Below are 26919 nucleotides of genomic sequence, written 5' to 3'. Positions count from 1 at the left end.
GTCCGGTGTTCCAGACCGGCTCGATGAAACGGGACTCAGACCGCCGTCGAGGTCATCGAGGAATGCTTAAGAACCGCCCGGCGAAAGCCGCAGCGCACAGCACATCGGTTCGATGTCTGCGTTGCTGTCCGTTTGATTCGACGCGATGCAACGCGTCTCCACACGCTGCATCGTGGATAGGATTTAATATCAGGTAGACTGATAATACAAGTGCAAATGCTTCGGTGAAAACACCTAGCAATTTGCAAAGACGGAGAAGTTAGTCGCGCAGGTTGCGCACGAAAGTTTCGAGGTGAGTTTGTACGACGCCGGCCGTGTCGAGCTCGAGACCTTCCATCATCTGTTTCTCGATCGTCTTCACCGCTTGCTCGCATTCGCGCAGCACGGCCCGCCCTTCATCGGTCAGTTGCAGCAGCACGATGCGGCCGTGCGTCGGGTCCGGCTCGCGGCTGACCCAGTTCCGGCTCGCCATGGCGTTCATCACTTCATTGGCCGATTGCGGCGTGATGAAGGAGCGTTCGGCCACTTGCGCATTGGACGCCTGCCCCTTTGCGTCTAGCACCGAAAGCGCGGTGAATTGCGAAAGCGTGAGACCGAGTGGTGCGAGTGCTTCGGTCATGCGGCGCCGCAGGATGCGGTCGAGACTTCCGATCACGTAGGCCAACCGCAGATGCGGGCGACGGGTACGCGTAGTGGTGGGTTCGGCGGGCGAATCTGGATTTTTGCTCATGGTGGGCTGGAGGTCCGGTCTAGCCTGCATCTTAGCGCGCCTCTGCGTTAATTCGACCGATAGGGGTTTGCACCGAGTCAGCGAAATTCCGCTTTACATATCAGGTAGCCTGATATTAAATGCACTCATCGGGCCGCTGCAGGGGTCAACATTCACGGAGAAAGTAGATGAGTTACGAAGGTCGTTGGAAAACCGTCAAGGTCGATGTGGCAGAGGGCATCGCATGGGTTACGTTCAATCGCCCAGAGAAGCGCAATGCGATGAGCCCGACTTTGAACAAGGAAATGATCGAGGTCCTCGAGGCAGTCGAGCTGGACGCCGAAGCACAGGTTCTCGTGCTGACGGGTGAGGGCGACGCGTGGACCGCCGGTATGGACCTGAAGGAATATTTCCGTGAAGTCGACGCCGGCCCGGAAATCCTGCAAGAAAAGATTCGCCGCGATGCATGCCGCTGGCAATGGCAGTTGCTGCGCATGTACGCGAAGCCGACCATCGCGATGGTCAACGGCTGGTGCTTCGGTGGCGGCTTCTCGCCGCTGGTGGCGTGCGATCTCGCAATCGCCGCTGACGAAGCCGTGTTCGGCCTCTCCGAAATCAACTGGGGCATTCCGCCGGGCAACCTGGTGAGCAAGGCGATGGCGGATACCGTGGGGCATCGTCAGGCGCTTTACTACATCATGACCGGCGAGACGTTCACGGGGCAGGAAGCCGCGCGGATGGGTCTCGTCAACAACAGCGTGCCGCGTGCCGAACTGCGCGAGGCGACGCGTGTTCTCGCAGGCAAGCTGTTGCAGAAGAATCCGGTGGTGCTGCGCGCGGCCAAGCACGGTTTCAAGCGTTGCCGTGAACTGACCTGGGATCAGAACGAGGATTACCTGTACGCCAAGCTGGACCAGGCACAACTGCGCGATCCCGAAGGCGGCCGCGAGCAGGGCCTGAAGCAGTTCCTCGACGAGAAGGCGATCAAGCCGGGTCTGCAAACCTACAAGCGCTGAGCTATCGCCGGCGCTAAGGTAGCGCAGGCAGATACACGCGCAGGAAGACTGGCGGGACGAGAGATATAGCGAGGAGACGAGACACATGCATGAAGTGACATTGTTGATCGGCGGCGAGAGCCGTGGCGCATCGGACGGCAGAACATTCGAGAGGATCAATCCCGCGAGCGGCGTGGCGGCTTCGCGTGCGGCTGCCGCCACGTTGGCCGATGCCGATGCGGCGGTCGAATCCGCTGCGCGCGCGTTCCCGGCATGGTCCGCGTTGGCGCCGACCGAACGTCGCAAACGTCTATTGGCTGCAGCGGATCTGATGGATGCGCGCACCGCGCAGTTCATCGAAACCGGTGTGGCAGAAACCGGCGCCATGCCGAACTGGTACGGCTTTAATGTGATGCTGGCCGCCAACATGCTGCGCGAAGCTGCTGCGATGACCACGCAGATCGACGGCGACGTGATTCCGTCGGACGTGCCGGGCAGTCTCGCGATGGCCGTGCGCCAGCCGTGCGGTGTGGTGCTCGGTATGGCGCCGTGGAATGCGCCGGTGATTCTCGGCACACGGTCAATTGCCATGCCGCTCGCGTGCGGCAACACAATCGTGCTTAAGGCTTCCGAAGGCTGTCCCGGTGTGCATCGACTGATCGGCAGTGTGTTGCAGGAAGCCGGCCTCGGCGACGGCGTGGTGAACGTCATCACGCATTCGGCTGAAGATGCGCCGGCGATCGTCGAAAGGTTGATCGCGCATCCGGCAGTGCGGCGGGTCAATTTCACCGGCTCGACGCGAGTTGGGCGCATCGTCGCGCAACATGCCGCGCAGCATCTGAAGCCGGCGTTGCTCGAGCTCGGCGGCAAGGCGCCTGTGGTGGTGCTCGACGATGCCGATCTGGATGTCGCGGTGGACGGCATCGCGTTTGGCGCGTTCTTTAACCAGGGGCAGATTTGCATGTCGACGGAGCGGCTGATCGTCGACCGCAAAATCGCCGACGTGCTGGTTGAGAAGCTCGCGGCCAAAGCACGAACGCTGAAGGCGGGCGATCCCGCTGCGGCCGATTCCGTGCTCGGCGTGCTCGAAAGTGTGGCGGCGGCGCGGCGCATCAAGGCGCTCGTTGAAGATGCGCATGAGAAGGGCGCGAAGCTGCCGGTCGGTTGCTCGGTTGACGGTGCGGTGATGCAGCCGGTGATTGTCGATGGCGTGACGCGGGACATGTCGCTCTATGCCGAGGAATCCTTCGGCCCGGTGGTGACGGTGCAGCGCGTGGACAGTGACGAGGAAGCGATTCAGGTCGCCAACGATAGCGAATACGGTCTCTCCGCGGCAGTATTCAGCCGCGATATATCGCGCGCGTTGAATGTGGCGAAACGCATCGAATCGGGCATCTGTCACATCAACGGGCCGACTGTGCACGACGAAGCGCAGATGCCGTTCGGCGGCGTGAAGAAGAGCGGCTATGGGCGCTTTGGCAGCAAGGCGTCGATCGCCGAGTTCACTGACCTGCGCTGGATCACGATTCAGACCGGCCCGCGGCACTATCCGATTTGATTGTGCGCGGTCGAATGACCGCGTTGGAGCATTAAAGGAAGGTCGCGCCGCCGCAGAGAACGGGGCGCAGACTGCTTTCCATGGAGACAGGCGTTGCATTCCGAGCCGAGACAACCGAACACTTCCATCGCGCACGACAACGCGTCGACGCATTACCGCGCGACGACGATCGGCGCGTCATCGTTGCACGCGCAACGGCACGGCGACACGTGGTATTTGCGCGCTGCCGAGCCGCTCGGCGAACACCCACAACGAATGACCGACCGGCTCGCGAGCGGCGCGCGCGAACATCCGGAGCGCTGGCTGGCGGCGCGACGCGGCAGTGACGGTCAATGGATCGGCCTGAGCTACGCGAAGGCGCTGCAAAGTGCTCGCGCGATTGGGCAAGCGCTGCTGGCGCGTGATCTCTCCGTTGAGCGTCCGGTCGTGATTCTCTCGGGCAACGATCTCGAGCATCTGCAACTGGCGCTCGGCGCGATGTGGGCCGGCATTCCGTATGCGGCAATCTCCCCGGCGTATGCGCTCGCTTCCGGCGACTTCGGCAAGCTGCGCCATACGATCGATCTGCTGACGCCGGGCCTGGTCTTCGTAACGGGCTACGACATCTTTGCGAGGGCGATCGATGCCGTGGTGCCAGCCGACGTCGAAGTCGTCGCTGCAACAGAACCCAAAGAGCCGCAGGCGGCGCGCAGCGTGACTTCATTCAGCGACCTGCTGAATACAACGCCCACCACAGTCGATTCCGTTCAGGCGGCGTTGAGCCCGGACGCCATCGCCAAGTTTCTGTTCACGTCAGGCTCGACCAAACTGCCCAAGGCCGTGCCGACCACGCACCGCATGCTGTGCAGCAACCAGCAGATGCTGCTCGAAACGTTTCCTGAGTTCGCGAACGTGCCGCCGGTGCTGGTTGACTGGTTGCCGTGGAATCACACCTTCGGCGGCAGCCATAATGCGGGCATCGCGCTCTACAACGGCGGCACGCTCTATATCGACGATGGCAAGCCAGTCAACGGCAAGTTCGAAGAAACGCTGCGCAACCTGCGTGAAATCGCACCGACGATCTACTTCAACGTGCCGAAGGGCTGGGAAGAACTGGCCATCGCGCTGGAGCAGGACGCGCAATTGCGTGAGACGTTTTTCTCGCGCGTGAAGGTGTATTTCTTCGCGGGCGCGGGGCTTTCGCAAGCCGCGTGGGATCGGCTCGAACGCGTCACCGAGCAATATTGCGGCGAGCGCATTCGCATCATGGCCGGACTCGGCATGACCGAGACCTCGCCGTCTTGTCTGTTCACCACAGGTCCGATCATGCGCGCCGGCTATGTCGGCTCACCGGCGCCTGGCTGTGAGGTCAAACTCGCGCCGGTCGGCGACAAACTGGAAGCGCGTTATCGCGGACCGCATGTGATGGCCGGCTATTGGCGCGCGAATTCCGCGGAGTTGGACAACGTCTTCGACGAAGAAGGTTACTTTTGCAGCGGCGACGCGTTGCGCTTTGTCGATATCGAACGACCGGAGCTCGGGCTGCTGTTCGACGGGCGCATCGCCGAGGACTTCAAGCTGAGTTCGGGCACCTTCGTCAGCGTCGGCCCGATGCGGGCTCGCGTGATTTCCGAAGGCGCGCCGTACGTGCAGGACGTGGTCGTTACCGGGATGAATCGCGACGACGTGGGTTTGCTGGTGTTTCCGCGGCTCGACGATTGCCGGCGACTGGCTGGTTTGCCTTTGTCGGCCAGCGCGCGTGAGGTGATCGAAGCACCCGCCGTGCGCGCGCATTTTGCAGCCTTGTTGGCAACGCTCAATCGCGGTGCGACTGGCGGCGCGACGACGATCGCCCGTATCCGGCTGATGGACGTCGCCCCTTCGCTCGATCTCGGCGAGATCACCGACAAAGGGTCGATCAATCAGCGCGCGGTGCTCACGCATCGGGCGGCGCTCGTCGAAGCGATGTACGGCGCGGCACAGCGCGACCCCGCCGTGATTTACGCGGCTGCGTGTGGCGCGACGTAAGGCACGCATCGTTCGCTAACCCTGGGTCTCTCGTCGCACGGCAAAGGCGCTTCGCCGTATACAATTCGGCAGCGCCTGATTCTTGCCCAATACTGACCTGATCCCACTCATGCCGAATCCGACCCGGGCCTTTCTTCTCGGCCCGCTCCTGAAAGGCGTTTCACGCTCCTTCTATCTCACCCTGCGCGTGCTGCCCGCGGGGATGCGCGATCCGATCGGCCTCGCGTACCTGCTCGCGCGCGCGGCCGACACGATTGCGGATACCTCGCTGATCTCGCCCGAGCAACGCCTTGCAATGCTGCTGTCGCTGCGCGACCAGATCAACGGCGCCCCGAACGACGGCGCGCTGCTCCAGCGCATGGCCACTGAAGTGGCGGGCCAACAGATCCAGTCCGATGAAAAGGTGCTGCTCGAGTCGCTAGGACCTGCGCTCGAGGTGCTGTCGCAACTGAGCGAGTCCGACCGTAAGGCCGTACGCGAGATCGTGTCGACGCTGACCGAGGGCATGGAATTCGACCTTCGCACGTTCCCCGACGAACGTTCCGGCCAGATCGCCGCGCTCTGCGAGTACGACGAACTCGACCGCTATACCTACCTGGTGGCCGGCTGCGTCGGCGAATTCTGGACCACCATGACCTACGCGCACATGCCCGGCACACTGAAAGAGCGGTCTGAGATCATGACGCGCCGCGGCGTGGGTTTCGGCAAAGCGCTGCAGATGACCAACGTGTTGCGCGATTGCGGCAAGGATCTGCGGATCGGCCGCTGCTACCTTCCGCAGACGATGCTCGATCAATATGGTCTGAGCGCACAAGACCTCCTGCAGCCGGCAAATTCTGTTCGCGGCCGGCCGCTGATGGTCGAACTCGTGCGCAAGTCGCTGGATCATTTTCGCGAGGCATTGGACTACACGCTCGCGATTCCCGCGTTTTCAGTGCGTTTGCGCCTCGCCTGCTTGTGGCCGATCCTGATCGGCCTGGATACGCTGCTGTTGCTGGTGGATAACAATGACTGGCTCGACCCGGCCAAGGTCTCTAAAGTGCGGCGCAATCAGGTGTATCAAATCATTGCGTCTTCACTGCTGCTGGTGCCTTCGAACGGTCTGGTGCGAGCGTCGGTTGAAAAGCGGATCAAGCAAATCGAAGCTCGATTCTGAGCGTGGGTTGCGATGGTTTTAACGTGGATTCAGTCATGCCGCATAGCCGATTTACGCGGCATTGCCTTTCAACTTAATCCGCATTATTGAATCGCCAGCAATCGGGAAACCCCTGGCACCCTGCATTGATGGTTCGCGTTAGTCTCTTCAAAAGAGGAGACGATTCATGAGACAAGCGTTCAATATTGCAGTGGTGTTGTTGCTTGGCTATTTGATGGCGGATAGAGCGCTGATGCGCGCGCAAGCCGGAGAGATGGGGACAATTACGTGCCACCAGGGCGCGGAGCTGGTCAAAGCGAATGCGTTGAAAAAGGGTTTCGGTGACGCCGGGGCCAGCAGCCAGGGTGAAAATTTCCTGTCGAGTTGTCTCGTCACGGGTCGTGGCCAGGTGGGCGATCTGATCGCTCGCGAATAACGCAAGCAGCCTGGCGCCGCTAAGGCTCAGGCCAGATATAGCACGACATAAACAAAAAGCGCCCAGACCGTGAAGGTCCAGGCGAAGTCATCGGGAGCCCGATGACGGAGGTATCGAATACAGAACTGGCCCGCGATCGGGGATACTCGGTCGCGGGCCAGTTCGTTTGAATCAGAGCGTGCGGCTGTGTTGCGGGCTTAGCGGTAGATCAGGGCAGACGGCGTGGCCTCTCTGCCTCGATCCGCTGGACGGCTTGGTTGGCAACTCAGTTACCAGCTTAGTTACCGAAATAAACCGACTTCGAACCGCTCACCGGAACCGGCTGGCTCGACTGCGACGAGCCGTTCGCCACACCGCCGTAGCTGCTTTCTGCGGTACCGTTTTGCTGGGCGACACGAGCTTGTGCAGCCTGGATGTCAGCCGGATAGTACGGGTCGGAACGGCCCGGCTGGTAGCCTGCCTTTTCGAGTTGAATCAGTTGCGCGCGGACTTCGGCGCGGGTCACGGGCTGGTTGGACTGCGCGAACGAGGCAACAGGAGCGGCCAGCACAGCGGCGACAACAACGGCTTGAATGAGCGATTTCATGATGAACTACCTCCAGTTCGGTCTTTATCTTGCTACGAGCGGTGTTGTTCGTAGTCAGTGATTCCATTGTAGTTTTGCGATCTGACCGGAGTAATCATCAATTCAGCTAATGTTTGTTGCGAGATTTGCAACAAAAGAAGAGTGCTTTGGTTAATGCGCTCTTGTGCGCATCGCGAAAAAAGGGCGCCGACGGCGCCCTTTCTCCCTTTACGACCTGACGTTCAACTCAAACCGCTGCGGGCCGCCACTTCAACAGCCGCTGTTCGACCGCAGTCAGCAGGTAGTCTGCGGCGAGCGCGACCACCGCCAACACGATCATCGCCGCGAACACGCCGCTTGCGTTGAAGGCGCCTTGCGCAGTGGAGATCAAGAGGCCGATACCTTGCTTCGAGCCGAGGAACTCACCCACCACCGCGCCGACCAGCGCAAAGCCGAAGCTCACGTGCAAGCTGGCGAGAATCCAGCTCAATGCCGACGGGATCACCACCGAGGTTGTCACCTGACGGCGCGACGCACCCAGAATCTGCGCATTCGCGATCATGTAGCGGTCAGCTTCACGCACACCCTGGAACGCATTGGCGAACACGACGAAGAACACCATCACCACTGCCAGCGCCACCTTCGAAGCCATGCCAAGACCGAGCGCAATCACGAACACCGAGCCGAGTACGACGCGCGGAATCGAGTTGGCGATCTTGATGTAGAGGCTGAACACATCGGAGAGCAGCTTGTTGCGCCCAAGCACGATGCCGCAGAACACGCCCGCCACCGAACCGATAATGAAGCCGAGCCCGGTTTCTTCGAGCGTGACCCACACCTGCGTCAGGAGCGGTCCTTGCGACGTGCCGTTCACGAACCAGTCGATGATCTGATCGAAGATCGCACTCGGCATCGAAAAGAAGAACGGATCGATCCACTTCAGGCGCGCGGACAATTCCCATCCGCCGAGCACAACCACCAGCACGACAATACGCAGCGTGATCACCAGCGCATGACGTTGGCGGATACGTTTTTGCGCGACGCGTTCGACTTGCGCGAGCGACGCGGGATCGATGCCCGAAGGCATCGTCTGTTGAGGGGTAGTAGACATGTTTGCCGTTCCTTGGGTTATCCGATCTGCACTTCTTCGCGCAGGTCGTGCCAGATGTCGCGCGAGATTTCGATAAAGCGTGGGTCGTAGCGAACTTCCGACGTGACGCGCGGACGCGGCAGATCGATTTCGTACACCTTCTTCAGCGTCGCCGGACGCGCGGTCAGCACGAACACGCGATCCGCAAGCGCAATCGCTTCTTCCAGATCATGCGTGACGAACACCACCGAACCGGCGCCGCCCCACAGTTGCAGCAGTTCGTCCTGCATCAGCGTGCGCGTCTGCATGTCGAGCGCCGAGAAGGGCTCGTCCATCAGCAGGATTTCCGGCTTGTTGATGAAGGTTTGCGCCAGCGCCACGCGCTTTCTCATGCCGCCGGACAGTTGATGCGGGTAGTGCTTGCCGAACTTGTCGAGGCCCACGCGGCGCAGCCATTCGTTGGCTTCGTCGTACGCGGCGGATTTTGAGCGGCCGCGATAGAGCGGGCCGGCCGCCACGTTGTCGATGACCGAGCGCCACGGAAACACGGCGTCCGCCTGAAACACGAAGCCGATGCGCGGGTCGATGCCGTCTACCGGTGCGCCCATTACGCGCACTTCGCCGGTGGTGGGCTTCAGCAAGCCGGTGATCATGCTGAGCGTGGTCGACTTGCCGCAACCGGTCGGGCCGACAACCGCGACGAACTCGCCGCGCGCAACCGACATGCTGAAGTCGCGCAACGCGATCGTCGCTTTGCCATCCGGAGAGATGAAACGGCACGATACGTTGCGCATCTCGATGGCGGGCGTATCGCGTGACAGAGGTTGATTCATCGGCTGGTGCCTCGCAGTTCTCTTGATGTTGAAAGGGCGTGACGCAGAGGGTGTTACTTCGCCGCGGTCTTGACCGGTGCCGACACGTAGTCGTTGCTATAGGTCTTGGCGAGGTCGATATGCTTGCCCTTCACCGAAGGATTGAACGCCGACAGCACCTTCAGGACAGTTTCCGGGCCGTCGGCGGGCATCTTGCCGTCCTTCGTGAACATCGGCAGCGACGCTTTCAGCGCGCCGACGTACAGATCCTTGTTGTTGCCGTAGTAGTCCTTCGGCATCTTCGCGGCGATCTCTTCCGCGCTGTGGGTCGCGATGAAGTTCAGCGTCTTCGCGAAGGCGTGCGAGAGCTTCGTGGCGTCGTCCTTGTGCGACTCGGCCCATGCGCGCTGCACGTAGAAGCTCGAAGCCGGATATGTGCCGCCGAGCGCAGCGCGCGTGCCTTCCAGCGTGCGCATATCGACCAGCACCTTGGCGTCGCCGGTCTTAAGCAGTTGTGAGACCGTCGGCTCGGTGGTCATGCCCGCGTCGATACGGTTCTGCTTGATGGCGGCGATAAAGCTGTTGTCCGCGCCAACCGGCAGCAGCGTGTATTGCGTGGACGGCACGCCCGCACGTTGCGCGAGGTATTGCGTGAGGAAGCTGGTCGACGAGCCAAGGCCGGTCACGCCGAGCGTCTTGCCCTTCGAGTCGGCCATGCTCTTGAAGGTCTCTGCCGACTTGGTGGCGACCATTTCCACTTCACCCGGCACCTGGCCGAAAATCACCAGTGCCTGGACTTCTTTGCCCTTGCTCTGCAAGTCGATGGTGTGGTCGTAGAAGCCCACCACGCCTTGCACCGCGCCCGCCAGCAGTTCGTTTTCCGCGTCCACGCCGGCCGGTTGCGAGAGGATTTCGACGTCGAGGCCTTCGTCCTTGAAGTAGCCGAGCTGCTCCGTGAGCTTGGCCGGCAGATAGATGATCTTGGTGGCGCCGCCGACCATGATCGTCAGCTTCTCCGCATGGGCCGCGGCCGAAGCGGCGGCAAGGGTAAACGCAACACCTGACACGGCGGCAATCTGGCGCAAGGTACGCATGAAGCAGTCTCCTGAGGTTTATTCGCCGCCCTGTGCGGATACGGCGCTTTCTGGACGAATGACGGCGATTATAGAAATCTGAAACCTTCTGGCAGCTTTCGGGGCTGCGAGCAAATCATGGGTGTTAACCCGAAAATCCTCCGTAATCTTTGGGGCGCCCCCTGGCAAACCCCATAACGTGGGCCACAAAGCACCCAAGCCGCGCGCAAAGCCCTTGTTTTACGGCACAATCGGCGTCCTGACTTTTGCCGCGCATTAAGTTGCCTATTTCGCCGTTCTCCCCATGAAGCTGCTGCTCATCGAAGACAACCCCACGCTGGCGCACTGGCTCGCGAAGATGCTGGAGCAGGAGGCGTTCGCGCTCGACGCTGTGCAGGACGGCGACGCCGCCGACCGCTTGCTGCGCACCAATCACTACGACGTGATCCTGCTCGACCTGAATCTGCCGAAGCTGTCGGGCAAGAACGTGCTGCGCCGTTTGCGCCAGCGCGGTGACGCCACGCCGGTGCTGATCCTGACGGCGAGCGGTTCGATCGACGAAAAAGTGGAACTGCTCGGCGCCGGCGCGGACGACTACCTGGTCAAGCCTTTTGAAGTACGCGAGCTGATCGCGCGCATCAAGGTGGCGATCCGCCGCCAGTCGCCCTCGAAGGCGAGCGAGGTAGTGTGCGGCGATCTCGCGTTCGACATCGACACGCGCCAGTTCACGCTGAAGGGCGCGCCGCTGAACGTGACGCCGCGCGAGCGCTCGGTGCTCGAAACGCTGATCCTGCGTTTGGGCAAGACGGTAACCAAGCCCGCCCTGGTCGACGCGATCTTCACGCTCGCGGACGAGCCGAGCGAGGACGCGGTCGAAATCTACATTTCGCGGCTGCGTAAGAAACTCGACGGCAGCTCGGCCGCGATCGTCACGTTGCGCGGACTCGGTTATCTGCTGCGCAAGAAAGAAGATGACCAATAGCCTGCGCATGCGTCTGCTGTGGTGGCTGCTGGTGCCGCTTGCGTTGTACGTGTTCGTCACGGGCAAAGCGGAATACGACAACGCGCGGCGCACGGCGGACCTGGTGCAGGACAATCAACTTATCTCATCGGCGCGGATGATCGCGGGTGAAGTGGAGTGGGTGGACGGTTTTCTGCGCGTGGACGTGCCGCCCGCCGCGCTTGAAGTGTTCGTGTCGCCCTATCGCGATCAGGTGTTCTACAGTGTGCGGGTCGACGATGGCCGCCTGCTGGCGGGCACGCCGGATTTTCCGCAGCGCGCGGCGCGCTCGCCCGACACGGCCGATCACTACGACACCGAACTGCACGGGCAACCCGTACGCGCGGTCGGCCTCGTGCGCCTGATGTACGACAACGGTGCGACGCGCCGCGTACGCGTGACGGTGGGCAAGACCGTACGCTCGCGCGACGCGATGGCGCAGCAATTGTGGCAACCGCAACTCGTGCGGCAGATCGAGATGATCGTGCTGGCGGTCGCGCTGGCCTGCATCGGCCTCACCTTCGAATTGCGGCCGCTGATGAAAGTGAAGGAAGAGGTCGCCGACCGTGACCCCATGCAGCTCGAACCGATTCGCGTCGAGCGCCTGCATACCGAGTTGCGGCCGATCGTCGAAGCGATCAATCAATGTATCGCGCGGCTCGGCGTGCAGGTGGCCGCACAGCGGCGTTTTATCGCCGACGCCGCGCACCAGTTGCGCACGCCGCTCACGCTGCTCGGCACGCAGTTGCAGTTTGCACGCCAGCAGGACGGCCTGAATCCCGCGCTCGACGAGGCGCTCGCCGCGATGCACCGCAGTAATCGTTCGATGGTCGGACTCACGAACAAGCTGCTGTTGCTCGCGCAGGCCGAGGCTGCCGACAACAAGCAACTCGCGGTGGAAACGGTCGATCTAGTGCCGCTGGCGATGGAAGTGGTGGAAGATCTGGCGTTGCTCGCGCAGGCCCGGGACATCGATCTGGGCGCGGAACTGAATGGCCCCGCGCCGGTGGCAGGGCATCGCGGCTTGCTTCAGGCGTTGATCGCCAACCTTGCGGAGAACGCGATCCGCTATACCGGCAGCGGCGGCCACGTCACGGTGGCGGTCAGCGGTCAAGCCGATACAGTCACCGTGACGGTGCTGGACGATGGTCCCGGCATTCCAGCCGAATCGCGCACCCGCGTGTTCGAGCCGTTCTTTCGGGCGTCGACAGATACTGAAGGGACCGGGCTGGGCCTCGCCATCGTGCGTGAAATCGCGGACGCCCATCACGGGGAGATTGTGCTTAAACCGGGTGAGGGCGGTAAAGGCGTGCACGTGACCGTCTCGTTTCCGCGCGCACCGACGGAAGAATCTCAGGCCGGTTAACTCGGCCGCTTCAAATCGGCGGCTTCAAAAGTACTCGGGACAAACCCGCAATCGGCACAGGAAACGCGTGTTCGAAAGCCTGTAGAAGGATTTGTACCCCTAGAATTTGAGGCAGGCGATTCATCGAACGCCCACCGCGCACGCGGGACATAGCGGAGACATCCAGCACAGAGGAACGAAGAATCGTGTTTTCAGGCAGTCTGCGCGGACGCTTGCTTTGGTGGCTCTTGCTGCCGCTGGCGGCGTTCGTTTCCATTTCCGGCATGATTTCGTATCGCAACGCGCAGACCACCGCCGACCTGGTTCAGAATAACGCGTTGCTATCGTCGATACGCATCATTGGCGAGGACATCGACTGGGATAACGGCAACGTGTCGGTCCAGATTCCGCCGGCCGCGCTCGAGCTGTTCGAGTCGCCGGAACAGGACAGTGTGTTCTATCGCGTCGAAGCAAGCGGCCACCGCCTGCTGGCCGGCAGTCCCGAGTTACCGTTGCCGCGCGGCGTGAGCGACGTGCCGATGCTCTATTCCACCCATCTCGAAGACGGCCGTGCCGTGCGCGCGGCTACTTACGTGCGGCAGCTATACGACTCGGGCCGCACCGAAGAAGTTGTCGTCGCGGTCGCGAAAACGGAAGGTTCGCGCGACGCCATGGTGTGGCGCCTGCTGCGGCCGCAACTGTTCGGCGAAGTGCTCACGCTGGTGCTCGCGATGGTGTTCGTCTATCTCGGGCTGACCTTCGAATTGCGGCCGTTGATGAAGGTAAAAGACGACGTCGCCGATCGTAACGCGTCGCAACTTGAACCGATACGCGTGGCGCGCTTGCATGTCGAATTAAGACCCATTGTCGAAGCGATCAACCAGTGCATCGCGCGCATGGGCCAGCAGGCCGCGACGCAGCGGCAATTCATCTCCGACGCGGCGCATCAGTTGCGTACACCGCTCGCGCTGCTGGTGGCGCAGATCCAGTTCGCGCGGCAACGTGAGAATCGGGACGCGCCGCTCAGCGAGGCACTGGCCGGCATGCATAAAAGCAGCCGCAAGCTGACCACCTTGACCAACAAGCTGTTGCTGCTCGCTCAAGCCGAATCCGCCGCGCCTTCCAGTACGCGCGAACGGGTCGATCTGAGCGCGTTGATCGCGGGGGTGCTGGAGGAGTTGATAGCGTTCGCGCAGTCGCGTGAAATCGATCTGGGCGCCGAGTTGGAAGACGGTCTGTACGTAACCGGCGACGAGGCGCTGACCGCGGCGTTGGTGACCAATCTCGTCGATAACGCGCTGCGCTATACGCAACCTGGTGGTCGCGTCACTGTGCACACGCAGCGCGGTAATGACAGGGCGATCGTGCGGGTGATCGACAACGGGCCAGGTATCAAAGCCGAGGCGAGAGTGCGTGTGTTCGAACGTTTCTATCGCGCGTCGAGCCACGCTGACGGAACCGGGCTCGGTTTGCCGATCGTGCGCGAGATCGCCTGCCGGCAAGGCGGCACGGTTACGCTCGAGCCGGGTGAGGGCGGTGTCGGCCTGGTCGCCACCGTCGAGATGCGACTATGGTCGGCGGTGGTGTGATGCGCCGCCAAATCAGGGGAAACCTATGAAACTGCTGCTCGTTGAAGACGACGCTGACCTCGCGCGCTGGGTGATGAACCTGATGCAGGTCGAGAATTTCGTGGTTGACTGGGCGCAGGACGGCGAGCGTGCGGAGACGCTGCTCGGCATGCAGTGCTACGACGCAGTGTTGCTCGATCTGCGCTTGCCCGGCATTGGCGGCAAGGACGTGCTGGCGCGTCTACGGCGCAAACGCGACAACGTGCCGGTGCTGATGCTCACCGCCAACGGCTCGACCGACGACAAAGTGGCCTGCTTCTCGGCCGGCGCGGACGATTACGTCGTCAAACCTTTCGACGCACGCGAGCTGGTGGCGCGCATCAAGGCGCTGATCCGCCGTCAGGCGGCCGGCGATAAGGGTCAGTCGATCGACTGCGGCGATCTGCGCTATCTGTTCGATTCCCGCGAATTCGTCTTGCAAAACGAGCCCTTGCCGTTACGGCGGCGCGAACACGCCATCCTCGAAACGCTAATGCTGAAGCAGGGCAAGACCGTCTCGAAGTCCACCCTGATGGACAAGGTGTTCACGCTCGACGACGAACCCAGCGCCGATGCCATCGACATTTACATTCACCGCCTGCGCAAACATCTGGCGAGTTCCAGCGCGAAGATCATGACCTTGCGCGGGCTTGGCTACATCCTGCGCGAAGAAGTGCCGTGCGAAGCGTTTGCCGAGTCGTTGTAGCGCAGCAGATCACTCCGTAAGGTTTTCCTAAGGTTCCCCATTGCACTATTCGCCGCATCGAGCGAGCGCAAGCGCGCCTGCTCGCAACGTCGAATTGAATGCCTATTGATGGGAGAACCCGCTTGCTAGAGACCTCGACTTATCGTGTTGCCGAGATGCGCAACAAAGTGCCCGAGGCAACACTTGTCTTCTGGGCGATCAAGATCATGGCGACCACCGTCGGCGAGACCGGCGCGGACTATCTGGCCGTTCACGTGGGGCTCGGCACCGCGCTCACCGGCGCAATGATGCTCACGTTGCTGATTGCCGCATTGGCCGTGCAGCTTCGCATGCGCAAGTACGTGCCGTGGATTTACTGGCTGACCGTGGTGCTGGTCAGTGTGGTCGGCACGCAGATTACCGATGCGCTGACCGACAAGCTCGGCATCAGTCTCTATGCCAGCACGGTCGCGTTTGCACTCGCGCTGGCTGTGGTGTTCGCGCTCTGGTATCGCAGTGAACGGACACTGTCGATTCACACCATCTACACGACGCGGCGGGAGCTTTTCTATTGGGCCGCCGTGTTGTTCACCTTCGCGCTGGGCACCGCGGCCGGTGATCTCGCGACAGAAGCGTTGGGACTCGGCTTCATGATCGGCGTGGTGGTATTCGGTGCGCTAATCGCATTGGTGTGCGCCATCTACTACGTCGGCGGGAATCCGGTGCTGACGTTCTGGCTTGCCTACATTCTGACGCGGCCGTTGGGCGCCTCGTTCGGCGATCTGCTCTCGCAGTCACGCGCATACGGCGGTATCGGCCTCGGCACGATCAATACGAGCGTGCTCTTTCTGAGTGCCATTGTCGTTCTGGTCGTCTTCGCGAGCGCAGTCGAACAGCGCTCCACGCGCGCGATCGCCACACGTGAGCCTTGAGCGCGGGTCGCTCGACAGGTCGTAGACGTAGCCCTTTTCAATCGTATGTTGAATCAAACGGAAGTGAACAATCATGAACCAACGCACGCTCAACAAAGCCGTCATCGCTTCTTTCATTGCCCTCAGCGCCGTTAGCTTCGGGCATCGCGAGGCAGGTGGGATCGGCTTTCCGTCGGCTGCGGCTGCCGAGCCCGTCAAGGCATCAAAGCTCGGCGACCTCTCGCCGTTCCGCAAGATCGCTGCCGACACCGCGGTACTCGTCGACCAAGGCAATCTCGCGGGCGGTAAGGCGCGTATCAAGGATCTGGAACTCGCATGGGACGACGCCGAGCCTTCGCTGAAGCCTCGAGCCGCAGCTGACTGGCATACCGTCGACAAAGCGATCGACCGCGCGCTGAGTGCGTTGCGCGCCGGCACGCCGAACGCAGCGGAATGCAAGCAGGCGCTCGCTGATCTGCTGGCGGTGATGGATCGAATGAACGGGAAGGCCTGACGCGCTGAAGGGTGCGAGCGATCACTGCGACCATCTGTGAAACACATGTTCTCCTTTGAATCGATACGGTATGCAAAACAATTATTACCGCTGATTCAGCAAGTTGAAAGCTCGTGGTCGCACAGTGGCAGGCGCTCGTTCACCTGGTCAAGAACGCCCGTTTTTTTCCAAGCCATGTATCGAAGATAACAAGTCTGTTGCGGCGGAAAAGTGGCCGGCAGCCTGTGCCACTTTTCTTTCGTCTGCAGCACCCAGAGTATCGCGTTGAGGATCTCGCGATCACTGCGGCGAGGGCGCCCGCGCCCTGACGAAACCACGGGAAAAAGACTCTGAACACGCGCCCAATCGGCGTCGGTGAGGGGGATCTGAAGCATCTGCCGCCTTGAATGACTGTGTAGGGAATGCGCAGTCGTTACATGCTGCGTTTGCTGCCGATACTAGTAAATCTTTTTTTCTCGGTCAAATTTTATTGTTGCGGTGCGACGCCTTCATTTATCGCTTGTTGTTTAGCGATCTTATTCACGACGCATGACATGGTTTCGCCGTTTGAAGCGATGGACTTGTGGTAGCCGGCGCGTTCGACGTTTTGTGCGGCCCCGTAACGTCGATGCGAAACGCTACGTAACATCCGCGTTCATACAAACGTTTGGCGATTGAAATTACGCTTCGACAGATTTGATCGGATGGCCGTAAACCATTGAACTAAAGGGCTTGTTGGCCAAGGCCGCGGATAGTCGCGCAGTGAACGTGCCGCTTGGCACGACATGTGCATGCGTTAGCCAGGTTAAAAAATTGCGCCTACGCCATGCTATCGCTCGACTATGACAAGCCTGTATCGCTCGCAACGACATTCGGCATGCGTAACGTTTGCGTTGAACAGACCAATTGGGATGGCTCACGCGACGATCCCATGGAACTGAGCGAACTCGAAAGCCGCGTCCACCAGGGTCTGCACGCGGGTGAATTTCATCTCGTGTTTCAGGGGGCTTATCGCGCGGCAGGTGGCGCGCTGGCTCGCCTCGAAGCGCAGGTTCGATGGACGCATCCCGACTACGGGTTGCTGCTACCCGGTATTTTCATGATGCCGCTCGAGCACCCGCAGGTTGCGCTGGAGATGGCCTTGTTCGTCATCGATGGCGTGTGCCGTGAACTGCGCGATTGCCTGTCGTCGAAGATGGCGTTGCTGCCGGTCGCGATCACGGTGCCGGCGCAGGTAGCCGTGCTCGAATCGTTTGCCGACGACCTCACGCGCATCGCGCGATCGTATGGCGTGCCGGGCAACCTGCTTGAAATCGAAGTGCCCGATAGCGCAGATGCAGCACGTCTCTTGTCTTTGCGTACTTTGACGGCTGGCCTTCGGTCTGCGGGAACCGGCGTCTCGCTGGGCAAGTGGGGCAATGGCGCGTCTTCGCTCGCACTGCTCGGCGCGCTCGACGTGGACACCTTCACGATTGCGCCTGAGTTGATGGCAGCGGTTCCACGCGATCCTCGTGCCTGCGTAGTGATGTCGGCGTTGCTGGATCTGCTTCATGCGCTCGACGTGCAGATCGTGGTGAATGGCGTCGAGACCAAAGCACAGTTGCAATGGTTGAGCGCGTCATGGCCGCAAGCGTTGGTGCAAGGCTTTCTGTTCTCTCGCCCGAAGGCCGGGTTGGCCAATGTGCTGGCGCCAGGCTGCGAGTCGTGAACACGGCAGAGGACGTTACGTAACGTCCTGCCTGCGATGTCATTGAGACGAGCACCCACTGCTCGCGGAAAATTGGCAACGGGCGCGCTCGTCTGCTTCCACCGGTGACTGCCTGCAGGCGGTCAAAGATACTCATCACCATCGTCACGCCGCTAAAGAATGGTGCGCTGCAATAAATGCACTCGGCCGCGTTCGTAGCATAAACATCTCATTCAAACGCACGTGTGATCCTAGCGAACAGCCCGTTCCTCGCGATCCATTCTGCGTACGCCCGGTAGTCGGGATCGTTCATCAGATGCCGCTCCTCGGTTTTAGCGCGCATGAAATACAGCAGATTGACGCAGGCCAGCGCGAAGCAGTGCGTGAGCCCGACTTGCCAGCCCATGGGTTCGATGAACGGCACCGAGACCATCCAGAACGAGAGATTCTTCGTGATGTAGGCGGGATGCTTCGTGAAGCGATAAGGGCCTGACGTGATGATGCCGCGATTGGTCAGGTTCGAAAACCGCAATCCGAACGCGATGGTGGAAAGCGCATAGCAGAAGACCAACGCGATAATCACGGTGCCCCAGATGATTCGAACAATGGGCACGGATATCAACCAGCTGTCCCAGAACATCGCGCCCTGGTAGTGCATGTACTGGGCCGAGATCACCGACCAGAACGGTTGATAACAGAGAAGTGCAACCAGCCAGCCGAGCGTGGTCGGCTCCGCGCTCCGCACGTGGGTATCGAGAATGCGCAGTGTGCACAGATAACCCACCGTGCCGAACATCAGGTCCATCGTGAAGGACAGGTCGTACATGAACCTGAACGTCGCAAGCGAGAACGGCGCGTTCATGGCGGTCGCAAGCGAGGCGCCGATATGGTCCGCATCGGTGGAAAGATAGGTGATCATCAGCGGCAGGAAGAACGCTTTCACCATCCATCCGGCGAGCATTTCACGCACGGGCTTCCAGTTGGCTGGACGCTGCCCGAGGAATACGAGGCGGCCCCACAACATATAGGCATCGTCGACTTCGCGCTGACGCCTGTCCATCCACGCAAAGTAAAACGGCGCGGCCACGATCAGATACGGCGCGAGCGTACGGATCAGAGACCAGAAGGGGTTATAGAACGTGCCGTGATACTCGGGCAAGAGCCAGTAGAGCACACCGATGCTGACATACACGGAAGCCAGCGCGGCGAGACGCAAGCCTACACGCGCGATGCTGAGTGGTCGAACCGCCTGACCCGTAAGGCCGGCGCTTGGGCGTAGATACACGCGTGCGACGAACAGTTCGTATAGAGCGATCGTTGCGATGATCGCGAGGCAGGCGGCGGTGCTGCGGCGCGCGCCGTCCAGTGCGGTACTGTCGCGTAGCAGCCAGAGTGTTAGAAGGCCGACGGCGATGCCAAGCAGGCCGACGGAAAACGGCGTCGCCGAACGCGGCCGCTGCTCCTGCACGTGCGCCACGTTATCCAGAGTGGAGTTCATGTCATCCTCGTAGTCATGACATTGATAGCGGCCGGGCTTTTGATTTTTTAAGTCCCGGCCGCTGTGCTGATTACCGCTTATTTACCTGCGACGCCACCCAGCAATCCGGTGACAAGGTTCGTCACCGGCGCCAGCGGATTCGTGCTGGACGAACCACTCCCGGCACTGCCCGCGCCACCGGTCAGACCGCTCACGAGGCCAGTGACCGGCGCGAGCGGCGAGGCCTTACCGGACGATGCGCCGGTCAGCGTCGAAGTCAGCGCCGTGACGAGACCGGTGACGGGCGCGAGCGGTGAGCTTTGGCCCGCGGCGCCACCCAGCGTCGAGGTCAACGTCGTGACGAGACCCGTGACCGGTGCAAGCGGACCGCCGGCGCCGGAAGTGCCGCCGAGCGAACCCAGGTTGCCGAGAAGTCCGGTGACCGGTGCGAGCGGGCTGCCGGTGCCGGAGGTGCCGCCGAGCGAACCCAGGCCGCCGAGGAGTCCGGTGATCGGCGCGAGCGGGTTACCGCTGCTACCGGTCCCGCCGAGCGAACCGAGGTTGCCGATCAGGCCGGTCAGCGGCGGGATGCTGAGGCCGCCACCCGATCCACCCGATCCGCCCAGTCCGCCGAGCGGGCCCACCAGGCCGGCGATCGGCGCCAGCGGGTTGGTCGTCGCGCCCGTCAGCAGTCCGCCCGTGCTCGTGACCGTCTTGCCCAACTGGCTCACTACGCCGCCGATATCTTTGCCCACCTGATCACCTGTCGCGCCGGACACTTTCTGGCCGGCCGAATCGAGTCCGTTGCCGATGGTGCTCAGCAAGCCGTTGAGCGGCGCGCCGAGACCCGTGGTGTTGCCGATCGTCTGCGTCGTATTCGAGACGACGAGGGTGATCGGGTTGATGACCGTGCTCAGTTGGGTCTCGACCTGTTGAACCGGCGAGCTGGTCAGCGCCGAGTTCAATCCCGCGCCCACTTTGATGACGCCGGCGCCCACACCGGCGACAACGGTACCCACCGTCGACGTGACGGGTGCGAGCGGCGCAAGCGGCCCGGTTCCGAGACTTGTCACCACACCGCCCACCGCCGTAACGGCCGCGCCTGCATTAGTAACGAGGCCCGATGTGGAGGTCAGGGTCGGGCCAAGCGGATTGGTCGAACTGCCCAGCGTGCCGAGGCCTGCGGCCGTGCCGTTGCCGAGTACCTTGACGCCGTTGCCGAGATCGGTGATCGCCGCGCCGAGATTCGCAGTCGTTGCGCCGTTGACGCCAGGGACTGAAGTGCCGGTGATCTTGGAACCCGTATCAGCGACGGTCGTGCCCACGGCAGTGATGAGGTTGCCGCCTTGCGTGACGATGTTGCCGATAGGGGTGGAGGAGGTGCCTGAGGTGCCGGAGCTCGTACCGGAGCTCGTACCGGAGCTGGTGCCGGAGCTCGTGCCGGAGCTGGTGCCTGAGCTGGTACCGGAGCTCGTCCCGGAGCTGGTGCCTGAGCTGGTACCGGAGCTCGTACCGGAGCTGGTGCCGGAACTCGTACCGGAACTCGTACCAGAGCTGGTACCGGAACTCGTGCCGGAGCTCGTGCCCGAGCTAGTACCAGAGCTAGTACCAGAGCTGCTCGTACCGGAGCTGCTCGTACCGGAGCTGCTAGAACCAGAGCTACCTGAAGTGCCCGAGCTACCAGAGCTACCAGAGCTACCCGAACTGCCAGAGCTACCCGAACTGCCGGAGCTACCCGAACTGCCAGAGCTACCCGAACTGCCAGAGCTACCCGAACTGCCGGAGCTACCCGAACTGCCGGAGCTACCCGAGCTAGAGCCCGAAGTGCCGCCTAGCCCACCGCCACTAAGCCCGGTTTTGGGAGTACCGATGTTACTGGTTCCACAACCGTAGAGCGCGAGTAATGCGGATGTCGCAACAGCGATGGCTGTCCGACCGGCGAATTTTTGCATGATGGTCCCCGTTGAACGACTATTGGTGGGGCCAACACTGCAAGTTGCACGCCAAATGCCACTTATCGCTTCATCTCAGTAATTCAGCGCATAAGTGGTTAAAGAAATTATGATATGAAGAATTTATCGCGTCATAAACGCGATTCTGTCTAAAGGCGCGATGCCGTGTTCCACGTAGCATGCTACGTAACGTGTCCGCCGGCCGTAACGGCGCGGAGTCGTCGCCAAACATCTCGGCGACTCCCGCCCTCAATTACGCGCGTCGCCGATTAAAACGCAGCGCTATAAATCGCCAATGCATCGGCCTCGCTAACAGGCCGGGGGTTGTTCACCAGAAGCCGCGTTTGCAGCATCGCGTCGCTCGCCATCCGTTCGAGCCCGCTACGTTCGATGCCGACATCGCGCAACCTGGCCGGAATCGCGGTCGCGGCAATCATCTGTTCGAGCCGTTCGATCAACGCCTGCGTCCGGCTCTCGGCGCTGCCCGTGATGCCCGGCAGGACCACGTCCGCGAGTTCCGCGTACAGATGTGCCGCCGCCTCGGCGTTGAACCGCAACACGTGCGGCAGCACGAGCGCATTCGAAAGACCGTGCGGGACGTGATAGATGCCACCGATCGGATAGGCGAGCGCATGCACGGCGGCCACCGGTGAATTGGCGAACGCCTGGCCAGCGAACGCCGCGCCGAGCAACATCGCTTCGCGCGCCGCGCGGTTCTGGCCGTTCTCACACGCGGGCAACAGATTGCGCGACAGAAGTTCTAGCGCCTTCACCGCCAGCATGTCGGACACCGGGTTTTTCAAATGCGCGGACGTGTACGCCTCGATCGCGTGAACCATCGCGTCGACGCCGGTTGCAGCGGTTGCGGCAACCGGTAGTCCGAGCGTGAGTTCCGCGTCGAGAATCGCCAGATCGGCGACCAGTTGCGGCGCGACCACGCCCATCTTCTTCGCCTCGCCCACCGTCACGATCGATACGGCCGTGACTTCCGAGCCGGTGCCCGCGGTGGTCGGCATCTGCACGAGCGGCAGGCGCGACACCGTCACCTTGTTCACACCGTACATCTCGCTGAGCGCTTGTTGATCCTGCGGCGCCAGTACGGCGATCAACTTGGCCACGTCCATCGACGAACCGCCGCCGAGCCCCAGCACGATCTCAGCGCCGGCCTCACGCGCGCGCGAGGTCGCCTCGAGCACGATGTGCTCGGGCGGATCCGCGATCACATCGTCGATCACGGTGGCATTCCAGCCATGCACCGCGAGATCGGCGAGCGCCGGATTCAGCAGCCCACTCTGGTGAAGAAACCCATCCGTCACCACGCACAGGCGTGTAAGCAACGGAAATTGCGCGCGCAGCAAAGCGCCGAGACGGCGCGCTGCGCCAAATTCGACGACCATCGTCGGCACGGTTTGAAACCGGAATGCGTTCATCGTTTCACCTGCAGGTCGGCACTGGCCATTGATACGCCAGCAAGATCGGTACTTCCAACGTTCGGAGTCCGGACTCCACCATTCGCTATCGCGGGCGGACAGGCAGACATCTTATAAGGATATCCCTACCTCTGTTTCAGGAATGGCCCACGGAATAGCGTCTTCAGGGTTGGCGTTCGCAGCCGTATACGTGTAGTGAGCGAACTCCGATAGTCCGTATTGTCAGCGGGTATTTTTCCCTTTGGTTATTGAAGAAACCGACTATGCCAACGTTTATTTCCAATCTGCCCATCGCCAAGCGACTGGGGGCGGGCTTTGTTCTGGTATTGATCATGTCGATGATCAGCATCGTCATAGGGCTTGCGCGCCTGTCCTCTGTAGCGCAGGCAACCCGCAATCTGGTTGCCAATCCAATCCAGACCGAGCGGCTTGTCAACGACTGGTCGCGCAATATCAGTACCGCAGTCACCCGCACGACCGCGATTGCCAAGAGCGCTGACCCTGGCCTTGCCAGTTACTTTGTGGAAGAAGCCGTGGCTTCGTCCAAGGTGTCGGGAGCGTTGCAAAAGTCGATCGAAGCCTTGATGACCTCTGACGAGGAAAAATCCTTGTTTGCCGCAATCGGTGAACAGCGCAAAGCTTTTATCGCTACCCGCGACCAGATCTATGCACTGAAAAAGTCGGGCAAAGCCGAGGAGGCGAACCAGTTGCTGGAGCAACAGTTCATACCCGCTTCCAGACTCTTTGTGGCGAAGGTCGACGCTTTAGTGAAGCAGCAGCGCGATGAAATCGACAGGGTGGCCACGCAGATTGAGGCCAACTACGAATACAGCCGCACGCTGATGATTGCTCTTGGCGTAGTCAGCCTGCTGCTGAGCGTGGTGTGTGCGTGGCTGATCTCCGGCAGCATCACGAGGCCGCTGGTCAAAGCCACCGGGGTAGCCCGCCAGGTCGCCGAAGGCGATTTGACCGCTCGTATCGATAACCACAGTACCGACGAAGTCGGCCAGTTGCTCACCAGCCTGAGAGACATGCAAACCAGCCTCGTGCGTGTTGTCTCCAACGTACGTTCCGGCTCGGAAAGCGTGGCCACCGCCAGCGCCGAAATCGCCCAGGGCAACGACGACCTCAGCGCCCGCACAGAAAGCCAGGCCAGCGCGCTGGAAGAAACCGCCGCCTCCATGGAAGAGCTCAGTTCCACCGTGCGCCAGAACGCCGACAATGCCCGCCAGGCGAACCAGTTGGCCATGAACACGTCTGAGGTCGCCATCCAGTGTGGGGAAGTCGTCAATCAGGTCGTGGAAACCATGAAAGGTATCAACGACAGCTCCAGGAAAATCGCCGACATCATTGGTGTCATCGACGGCATCGCCTTCCAGACCAACATCCTCGCCTTGAACGCTGCGGTGGAATCAGCCCGTGCCGGTGAACAGGGACGCGGCTTCGCGGTAGTGGCCAATGAAGTGCGCAGTCTGGCCGCACGCTCCGCTGATGCAGCCAAGGAAATCAAAAAGCTCATCAGCGCGAGCGTGGAACGCGTTGCACAGGGTTCGGCCCAGGTCGAGCAGGCCGGCGTCGCCATGACCGAAGTTGTTCGCTCCATCCGCCGCGTCACCGACACCATGGGTGAGATCAGTGCTGCCAGCAACGAACAATCTTTGGGCGTGGCCCAGGTCGGTGAGGCTGTTACCCAGATGGATGAGACCACCCAGCAAAACGCTGCGCTGGTGGAACAAATGACCGCCGCGGCTAACAGTCTGCGCAACCAGTCCCACGAACTGGTGCAAGTCGTCTCGATCTTCAAGCTCGACGGCGGCGCGAGTCTCGCCATGTCGCTGGGTTGAGGGAGATGCGACGACCGTCGTACGAAGCCGCATGCCGGCATGCGTGAGTGGCGCGGGTCCAGTTGATCCGCGTTTTTTTATTGTGCGAATTTGCATCTATGCAAAATTCTCACGCATAAACACCGTGATGAAGTTTCTTAAAGTAAGTATGAGAAATTTTCTTCGCAATTTGATTTCGGATCAAATTCTTTAGAATTTGAATCAGAGCGCGGGTCAGGCTTGTCTGGTGTTTTGAAGCGACGTTGACCTTTCCGGAGGGTGCAATGGGTAGCCTAGATTCGCATGATGTGTCGAGCGCGGATTGGGATTGGATACTGCGGGCATCGGAATTCACGCAACTGTGCATCGTCGTCGACGGGAGCATTCCGACTTCGGTTGCACACGCGCTGGCGAAGCGCTTCACCGCCGTGTCTCAGGTCTCGATGCTGCGAATTCCCGAGCCTGTATCTCTGCATCGAGCATGGATTGAATCCAGCGAACACGAGACATTCTCCGGAGCTACGGCGACGGGGGATGCCGCCAAATCGTTGCGACAGTTATCCCGGGCTGTACAGCTGTTGTTGTGGTCCAGTGTGCCAGAAGAACTGGATTGGCTCGGCGGTGTTCACGGGCAGCCCGTCTTGCACATGCGCTATCGAATCGAAACGGACGAGGCGTCGGCCGTTTCGATCGGGATCGAGCGAGTCTTTGCTGTTCTTCGCGCAGTCGTCCTACGCAACGTAGCGACCGGTTATTGATACCACATCGGGTGTATGGCCCGCAGGTTCACTGCTAAGCCCTTATGGAGCATGTCATGGATACATCCGCAAGTGTGAGCGCCAATCTCCTTTCTCAGCCGAAGAAAACCAGCTTCTATCTCACCATATTTGCTGCGACTATCGGAAACGCTTTGGAATGGTTTGATATCCTGATTTATGGATTCTTTGCCACGACTATTGCGAAGACGTTCTTTCCAGCATCCAGTCCCGCGGTATCGCTGTTGGTCACGCTTGGCACCTTCGGTATTTCCTATCTTGTGCGACCCATTGGTGCTCTGGCACTTGGCTCCTACGCCGACCGGCACGGCCGGAAAGCGTCGATGCTGGTATCGATCATGATGATGATGGTCGGCACACTCACGATCGCCGTCATGCCGTCATACGCGTCAATCGGCATGGCTGCGCCTATCGCCGTGCTTGCTGCACGGCTGTTGCAGGGCTTTTCCGCAGGCGGCGAGTTTGGCAGCACGACCGCGTTTCTGGTCGAGCAGGCGCCGCATAGAAGCGGCTTCATGGCGAGCTTCCAGTTCGCGAGTCAGGGACTCAGTTATCTACTGGCCGCAGCGTTCGGCGCGGTGCTAACCAGTACGCTGGACACGGCATCCATGGAATCATGGGGCTGGCGCGTTCCGTTTTTCTTTGGAATTCTGATCGGGCCGATCGGGCTGTACCTTCGCAGACAGATGAAGGAGGAGCATAACCTTCATACCCTGGACAAATCGCCTGTCGCGCGTACGCCTGTCAGGACTGTTTTCGCGCAACAGAAGCTGCGCATGCTGCTTTCGATCGGCGTGTTGGCCGTGTCAACTGGCACGAGCTACGTGATTCTTTATATCCCGACCTACGCGGTCAAGCAGCTTCATATGCCGGCGAGTTTCGGCTTCACCGCGACAGTGTTGACGGGGGCAATTCTGATGTTCGTACCACCGTTCATTGGTCTCCTCTCCGATCGCGTGGGCCGAATTCGCTTGATGGCGGCCTCTGGCGTGATCTTCACGTTGTCGATCTACCCGGTATTTGCCGCATTGATCCGTCATCCGAGCCTGGGCGCGTTAATGGCAATGATGGCGTGGATCGGTCTGCTGAAGGCCGTGTATTTTGGGGCGCTGCCCGCGTTGATGGCAGACGCCTTTCCGAAAGAGACGCGCGCTACCGGCATGGCAGTCAGCTACAACATTGGTGTAACGGTCTTCGGCGGGTTCGCGCCGTTGATCGTTGATTCGCTAATTCAACTCACCGGCAACAAGCTTTCGCCTGCGTTGTACCTGGCATTTCTCGGTGCGCTGAGTCTTGTGGCCTTGTGGAAATGCAAAACCGCTTTGCGGTTGCGCTGAGCGTTGCGAACTGCTT

The 26919-nt window shown here is 61.0% G+C and carries 24 protein-coding genes; 15 read left to right on the top strand and 9 right to left on the bottom strand.

Translation table 11 applies throughout. The annotated features are described in order from the left end of the window. Positions 1-259 precede the first annotated feature (259 nt). Entirely contained in the window at positions 260-730 is a 471-nt protein-coding gene (locus BM438_RS21870; RefSeq protein WP_175049047.1) for a MarR family winged helix-turn-helix transcriptional regulator, read from the bottom strand. 167 nt (positions 731-897) lie between these two features. Between BM438_RS21870 and BM438_RS21865 the strand changes: the two genes are divergently transcribed. From BM438_RS21865 to BM438_RS21845, 5 genes are all read left to right on the top strand, one after another. After that, a complete protein-coding gene (locus BM438_RS21865; protein WP_093637597.1) occupies positions 898-1725 on the top strand; it encodes a p-hydroxycinnamoyl CoA hydratase/lyase in 828 nt (275 codons plus the stop codon). An 85-nt stretch (positions 1726-1810) separates the two neighbouring features. Beyond that, complete coding sequence (locus tag BM438_RS21860) at positions 1811-3262, top strand: aldehyde dehydrogenase (RefSeq protein WP_093637593.1); 1452 nt, start codon at positions 1811-1813, stop codon at positions 3260-3262. 168 nt (positions 3263-3430) lie between these two features. Further along, positions 3431-5269 carry a feruloyl-CoA synthase gene (locus BM438_RS21855; protein ID WP_244179428.1) on the top strand — a complete coding sequence of 613 codons (1839 nt, stop codon included), beginning with the start codon at positions 3431-3433 and terminating at the stop codon, positions 5267-5269. 109 nt (positions 5270-5378) lie between these two features. Then, positions 5379-6425, top strand: a complete 1047-nt coding sequence (locus BM438_RS21850; RefSeq protein WP_093637589.1) for a phytoene/squalene synthase family protein — start codon at positions 5379-5381, stop codon at positions 6423-6425. Between the two features lie 166 nt (positions 6426-6591). Beyond that, positions 6592-6840 carry a hypothetical protein gene (locus BM438_RS21845; RefSeq protein WP_093637584.1) on the top strand — a complete coding sequence of 83 codons (249 nt, stop codon included), beginning with the start codon at positions 6592-6594 and terminating at the stop codon, positions 6838-6840. Between the two features lie 277 nt (positions 6841-7117). On the opposite strand, the gene BM438_RS21840 is transcribed toward BM438_RS21845, so the two are convergent. The 4 genes from BM438_RS21840 to BM438_RS21825 all read right to left on the bottom strand — a co-directional run bounded on the left by BM438_RS21840 (position 7118) and on the right by BM438_RS21825 (position 10401). Beyond that, a complete protein-coding gene (locus BM438_RS21840; protein WP_093637581.1) occupies positions 7118-7426 on the bottom strand; it encodes a DUF4148 domain-containing protein in 309 nt (102 codons plus the stop codon). 226 nt (positions 7427-7652) lie between these two features. Next, positions 7653-8516, bottom strand: coding sequence for an ABC transporter permease (locus BM438_RS21835; RefSeq protein WP_054035533.1), 864 nt, complete (start codon positions 8514-8516; stop codon positions 7653-7655). Between the two features lie 17 nt (positions 8517-8533). After that, the gene (locus BM438_RS21830; RefSeq protein ID WP_054035532.1) at positions 8534-9328 is read right to left on the bottom strand and encodes an ABC transporter ATP-binding protein; all 795 of its coding nucleotides are present in this window, start codon (positions 9326-9328) and stop codon (positions 8534-8536) included. A gap of 53 nt (positions 9329-9381) precedes the next feature. Continuing rightward, entirely contained in the window at positions 9382-10401 is a 1020-nt protein-coding gene (locus BM438_RS21825) for an ABC transporter substrate-binding protein (RefSeq protein WP_093637576.1), read from the bottom strand. Positions 10402-10684: 283 nt separating this feature from the next. Here BM438_RS21825 and BM438_RS21820 point away from each other — a divergent pair, with 283 nt between their 5' ends. The 6 genes from BM438_RS21820 to BM438_RS21795 all read left to right on the top strand — a co-directional run bounded on the left by BM438_RS21820 (position 10685) and on the right by BM438_RS21795 (position 16442). Continuing rightward, the gene (locus BM438_RS21820; protein WP_027778124.1) at positions 10685-11362 is read left to right on the top strand and encodes a response regulator; all 678 of its coding nucleotides are present in this window, start codon (positions 10685-10687) and stop codon (positions 11360-11362) included. Beyond that, positions 11352-12746: a sensor histidine kinase gene (locus tag BM438_RS21815; RefSeq protein WP_093637573.1), complete on the top strand. Its 1395-nt coding sequence runs from the start codon at positions 11352-11354 to the stop codon at positions 12744-12746. Before BM438_RS21820 ends, BM438_RS21815 begins: the two co-directional genes overlap by 11 nt. 185 nt (positions 12747-12931) lie before the next feature. Next, complete coding sequence (locus BM438_RS21810) at positions 12932-14314, top strand: sensor histidine kinase (RefSeq protein ID WP_093637570.1); 1383 nt, start codon at positions 12932-12934, stop codon at positions 14312-14314. 25 nt (positions 14315-14339) lie between these two features. Then, positions 14340-15038 carry a response regulator gene (locus tag BM438_RS21805; RefSeq protein WP_054035528.1) on the top strand — a complete coding sequence of 233 codons (699 nt, stop codon included), beginning with the start codon at positions 14340-14342 and terminating at the stop codon, positions 15036-15038. Between the two features lie 155 nt (positions 15039-15193). Beyond that, positions 15194-15949 carry a COG4705 family protein gene (locus BM438_RS21800; RefSeq protein ID WP_093637566.1) on the top strand — a complete coding sequence of 252 codons (756 nt, stop codon included), beginning with the start codon at positions 15194-15196 and terminating at the stop codon, positions 15947-15949. 73 nt (positions 15950-16022) lie between these two features. Beyond that, a complete protein-coding gene (locus BM438_RS21795) occupies positions 16023-16442 on the top strand; it encodes a histidine kinase (protein ID WP_208620684.1) in 420 nt (139 codons plus the stop codon). Positions 16443-16537: 95 nt separating this feature from the next. On the opposite strand, the gene BM438_RS47025 is transcribed toward BM438_RS21795, so the two are convergent. Next, on the bottom strand, positions 16538-16816 hold the full coding sequence (locus BM438_RS47025) for a transposase (protein WP_093637563.1): 279 nt from the start codon (positions 16814-16816) through the stop codon (positions 16538-16540). A gap of 482 nt (positions 16817-17298) precedes the next feature. Between BM438_RS47025 and BM438_RS21785 the strand changes: the two genes are divergently transcribed. Beyond that, complete coding sequence (locus BM438_RS21785) at positions 17299-18129, top strand: EAL domain-containing protein (RefSeq protein WP_244179423.1); 831 nt, start codon at positions 17299-17301, stop codon at positions 18127-18129. A gap of 208 nt (positions 18130-18337) precedes the next feature. Here BM438_RS21785 and BM438_RS21780 read toward each other — a convergent pair whose 3' ends face one another. From BM438_RS21780 to BM438_RS21770, 3 genes are all read right to left on the bottom strand, one after another. Beyond that, entirely contained in the window at positions 18338-19606 is a 1269-nt protein-coding gene (locus tag BM438_RS21780) for an isoprenylcysteine carboxylmethyltransferase family protein (protein WP_093637556.1), read from the bottom strand. Positions 19607-19683: 77 nt separating this feature from the next. Next, the gene (locus tag BM438_RS21775) at positions 19684-21537 is read right to left on the bottom strand and encodes a collagen-like triple helix repeat-containing protein (protein WP_093637553.1); all 1854 of its coding nucleotides are present in this window, start codon (positions 21535-21537) and stop codon (positions 19684-19686) included. 269 nt (positions 21538-21806) lie between these two features. Beyond that, positions 21807-22967 (bottom strand): iron-containing alcohol dehydrogenase, encoded by a 1161-nt coding sequence (locus BM438_RS21770; RefSeq protein WP_093637550.1) that lies wholly within the window; start codon positions 22965-22967, stop codon positions 21807-21809. Positions 22968-23230: 263 nt separating this feature from the next. Between BM438_RS21770 and BM438_RS21765 the strand changes: the two genes are divergently transcribed. From BM438_RS21765 to BM438_RS21755, 3 genes are all read left to right on the top strand, one after another. Further along, complete coding sequence (locus tag BM438_RS21765) at positions 23231-24811, top strand: methyl-accepting chemotaxis protein (RefSeq protein WP_093637546.1); 1581 nt, start codon at positions 23231-23233, stop codon at positions 24809-24811. A 263-nt stretch (positions 24812-25074) separates the two neighbouring features. Continuing rightward, entirely contained in the window at positions 25075-25548 is a 474-nt protein-coding gene (locus BM438_RS21760) for a hypothetical protein (protein ID WP_093637543.1), read from the top strand. Positions 25549-25604: 56 nt separating this feature from the next. After that, positions 25605-26903 carry an MFS transporter gene (locus tag BM438_RS21755; protein ID WP_093637540.1) on the top strand — a complete coding sequence of 433 codons (1299 nt, stop codon included), beginning with the start codon at positions 25605-25607 and terminating at the stop codon, positions 26901-26903. Positions 26904-26919 lie beyond the last annotated feature (16 nt).

Source organism: Paraburkholderia aspalathi (assembly GCF_900116445.1).
Classification (GTDB): Bacteria; Pseudomonadota; Gammaproteobacteria; order Burkholderiales; family Burkholderiaceae; genus Paraburkholderia; species Paraburkholderia aspalathi.
The sequence above is the reverse complement of the archived record's forward strand: the minus strand, read 5'-3'. Positions and strand labels throughout refer to the sequence as shown.

Excerpts from the sequence above, each read along its gene's own strand:
- BM438_RS21870 (WP_175049047.1), bottom strand. The coding sequence starts at position 730 with ATGAGCAAAAATCCAGATTCGCCCGCCGAACCCACCACTACGCGTACC.
- BM438_RS21865 (WP_093637597.1), top strand. The coding sequence starts at position 898 with ATGAGTTACGAAGGTCGTTGGAAAACCGTCAAGGTCGATGTGGCAGAG.
- BM438_RS21860 (WP_093637593.1), top strand. The coding sequence starts at position 1,811 with ATGCATGAAGTGACATTGTTGATCGGCGGCGAGAGCCGTGGCGCATCG.
- BM438_RS21850 (WP_093637589.1), top strand. The coding sequence starts at position 5,379 with ATGCCGAATCCGACCCGGGCCTTTCTTCTCGGCCCGCTCCTGAAAGGC.
- BM438_RS21845 (WP_093637584.1), top strand. The coding sequence starts at position 6,592 with ATGAGACAAGCGTTCAATATTGCAGTGGTGTTGTTGCTTGGCTATTTG.
- BM438_RS21840 (WP_093637581.1), bottom strand. The coding sequence starts at position 7,426 with ATGAAATCGCTCATTCAAGCCGTTGTTGTCGCCGCTGTGCTGGCCGCT.
- BM438_RS21835 (WP_054035533.1), bottom strand. The coding sequence starts at position 8,516 with ATGTCTACTACCCCTCAACAGACGATGCCTTCGGGCATCGATCCCGCG.
- BM438_RS21830 (WP_054035532.1), bottom strand. The coding sequence starts at position 9,328 with ATGAATCAACCTCTGTCACGCGATACGCCCGCCATCGAGATGCGCAAC.
- BM438_RS21825 (WP_093637576.1), bottom strand. The coding sequence starts at position 10,401 with ATGCGTACCTTGCGCCAGATTGCCGCCGTGTCAGGTGTTGCGTTTACC.
- BM438_RS21820 (WP_027778124.1), top strand. The coding sequence starts at position 10,685 with ATGAAGCTGCTGCTCATCGAAGACAACCCCACGCTGGCGCACTGGCTC.
- BM438_RS21815 (WP_093637573.1), top strand. The coding sequence starts at position 11,352 with ATGACCAATAGCCTGCGCATGCGTCTGCTGTGGTGGCTGCTGGTGCCG.
- BM438_RS21805 (WP_054035528.1), top strand. The coding sequence starts at position 14,340 with ATGAAACTGCTGCTCGTTGAAGACGACGCTGACCTCGCGCGCTGGGTG.
- BM438_RS21800 (WP_093637566.1), top strand. The coding sequence starts at position 15,194 with ATGCGCAACAAAGTGCCCGAGGCAACACTTGTCTTCTGGGCGATCAAG.
- BM438_RS21795 (WP_208620684.1), top strand. The coding sequence starts at position 16,023 with ATGAACCAACGCACGCTCAACAAAGCCGTCATCGCTTCTTTCATTGCC.
- BM438_RS47025 (WP_093637563.1), bottom strand. The coding sequence starts at position 16,816 with ATGCTTCAGATCCCCCTCACCGACGCCGATTGGGCGCGTGTTCAGAGT.
- BM438_RS21785 (WP_244179423.1), top strand. The coding sequence starts at position 17,299 with ATGCGTAACGTTTGCGTTGAACAGACCAATTGGGATGGCTCACGCGAC.
- BM438_RS21780 (WP_093637556.1), bottom strand. The coding sequence starts at position 19,606 with ATGAACTCCACTCTGGATAACGTGGCGCACGTGCAGGAGCAGCGGCCG.
- BM438_RS21775 (WP_093637553.1), bottom strand. The coding sequence starts at position 21,537 with ATGCAAAAATTCGCCGGTCGGACAGCCATCGCTGTTGCGACATCCGCA.
- BM438_RS21770 (WP_093637550.1), bottom strand. The coding sequence starts at position 22,967 with ATGAACGCATTCCGGTTTCAAACCGTGCCGACGATGGTCGTCGAATTT.
- BM438_RS21765 (WP_093637546.1), top strand. The coding sequence starts at position 23,231 with ATGCCAACGTTTATTTCCAATCTGCCCATCGCCAAGCGACTGGGGGCG.
- BM438_RS21760 (WP_093637543.1), top strand. The coding sequence starts at position 25,075 with ATGGGTAGCCTAGATTCGCATGATGTGTCGAGCGCGGATTGGGATTGG.
- BM438_RS21755 (WP_093637540.1), top strand. The coding sequence starts at position 25,605 with ATGGATACATCCGCAAGTGTGAGCGCCAATCTCCTTTCTCAGCCGAAG.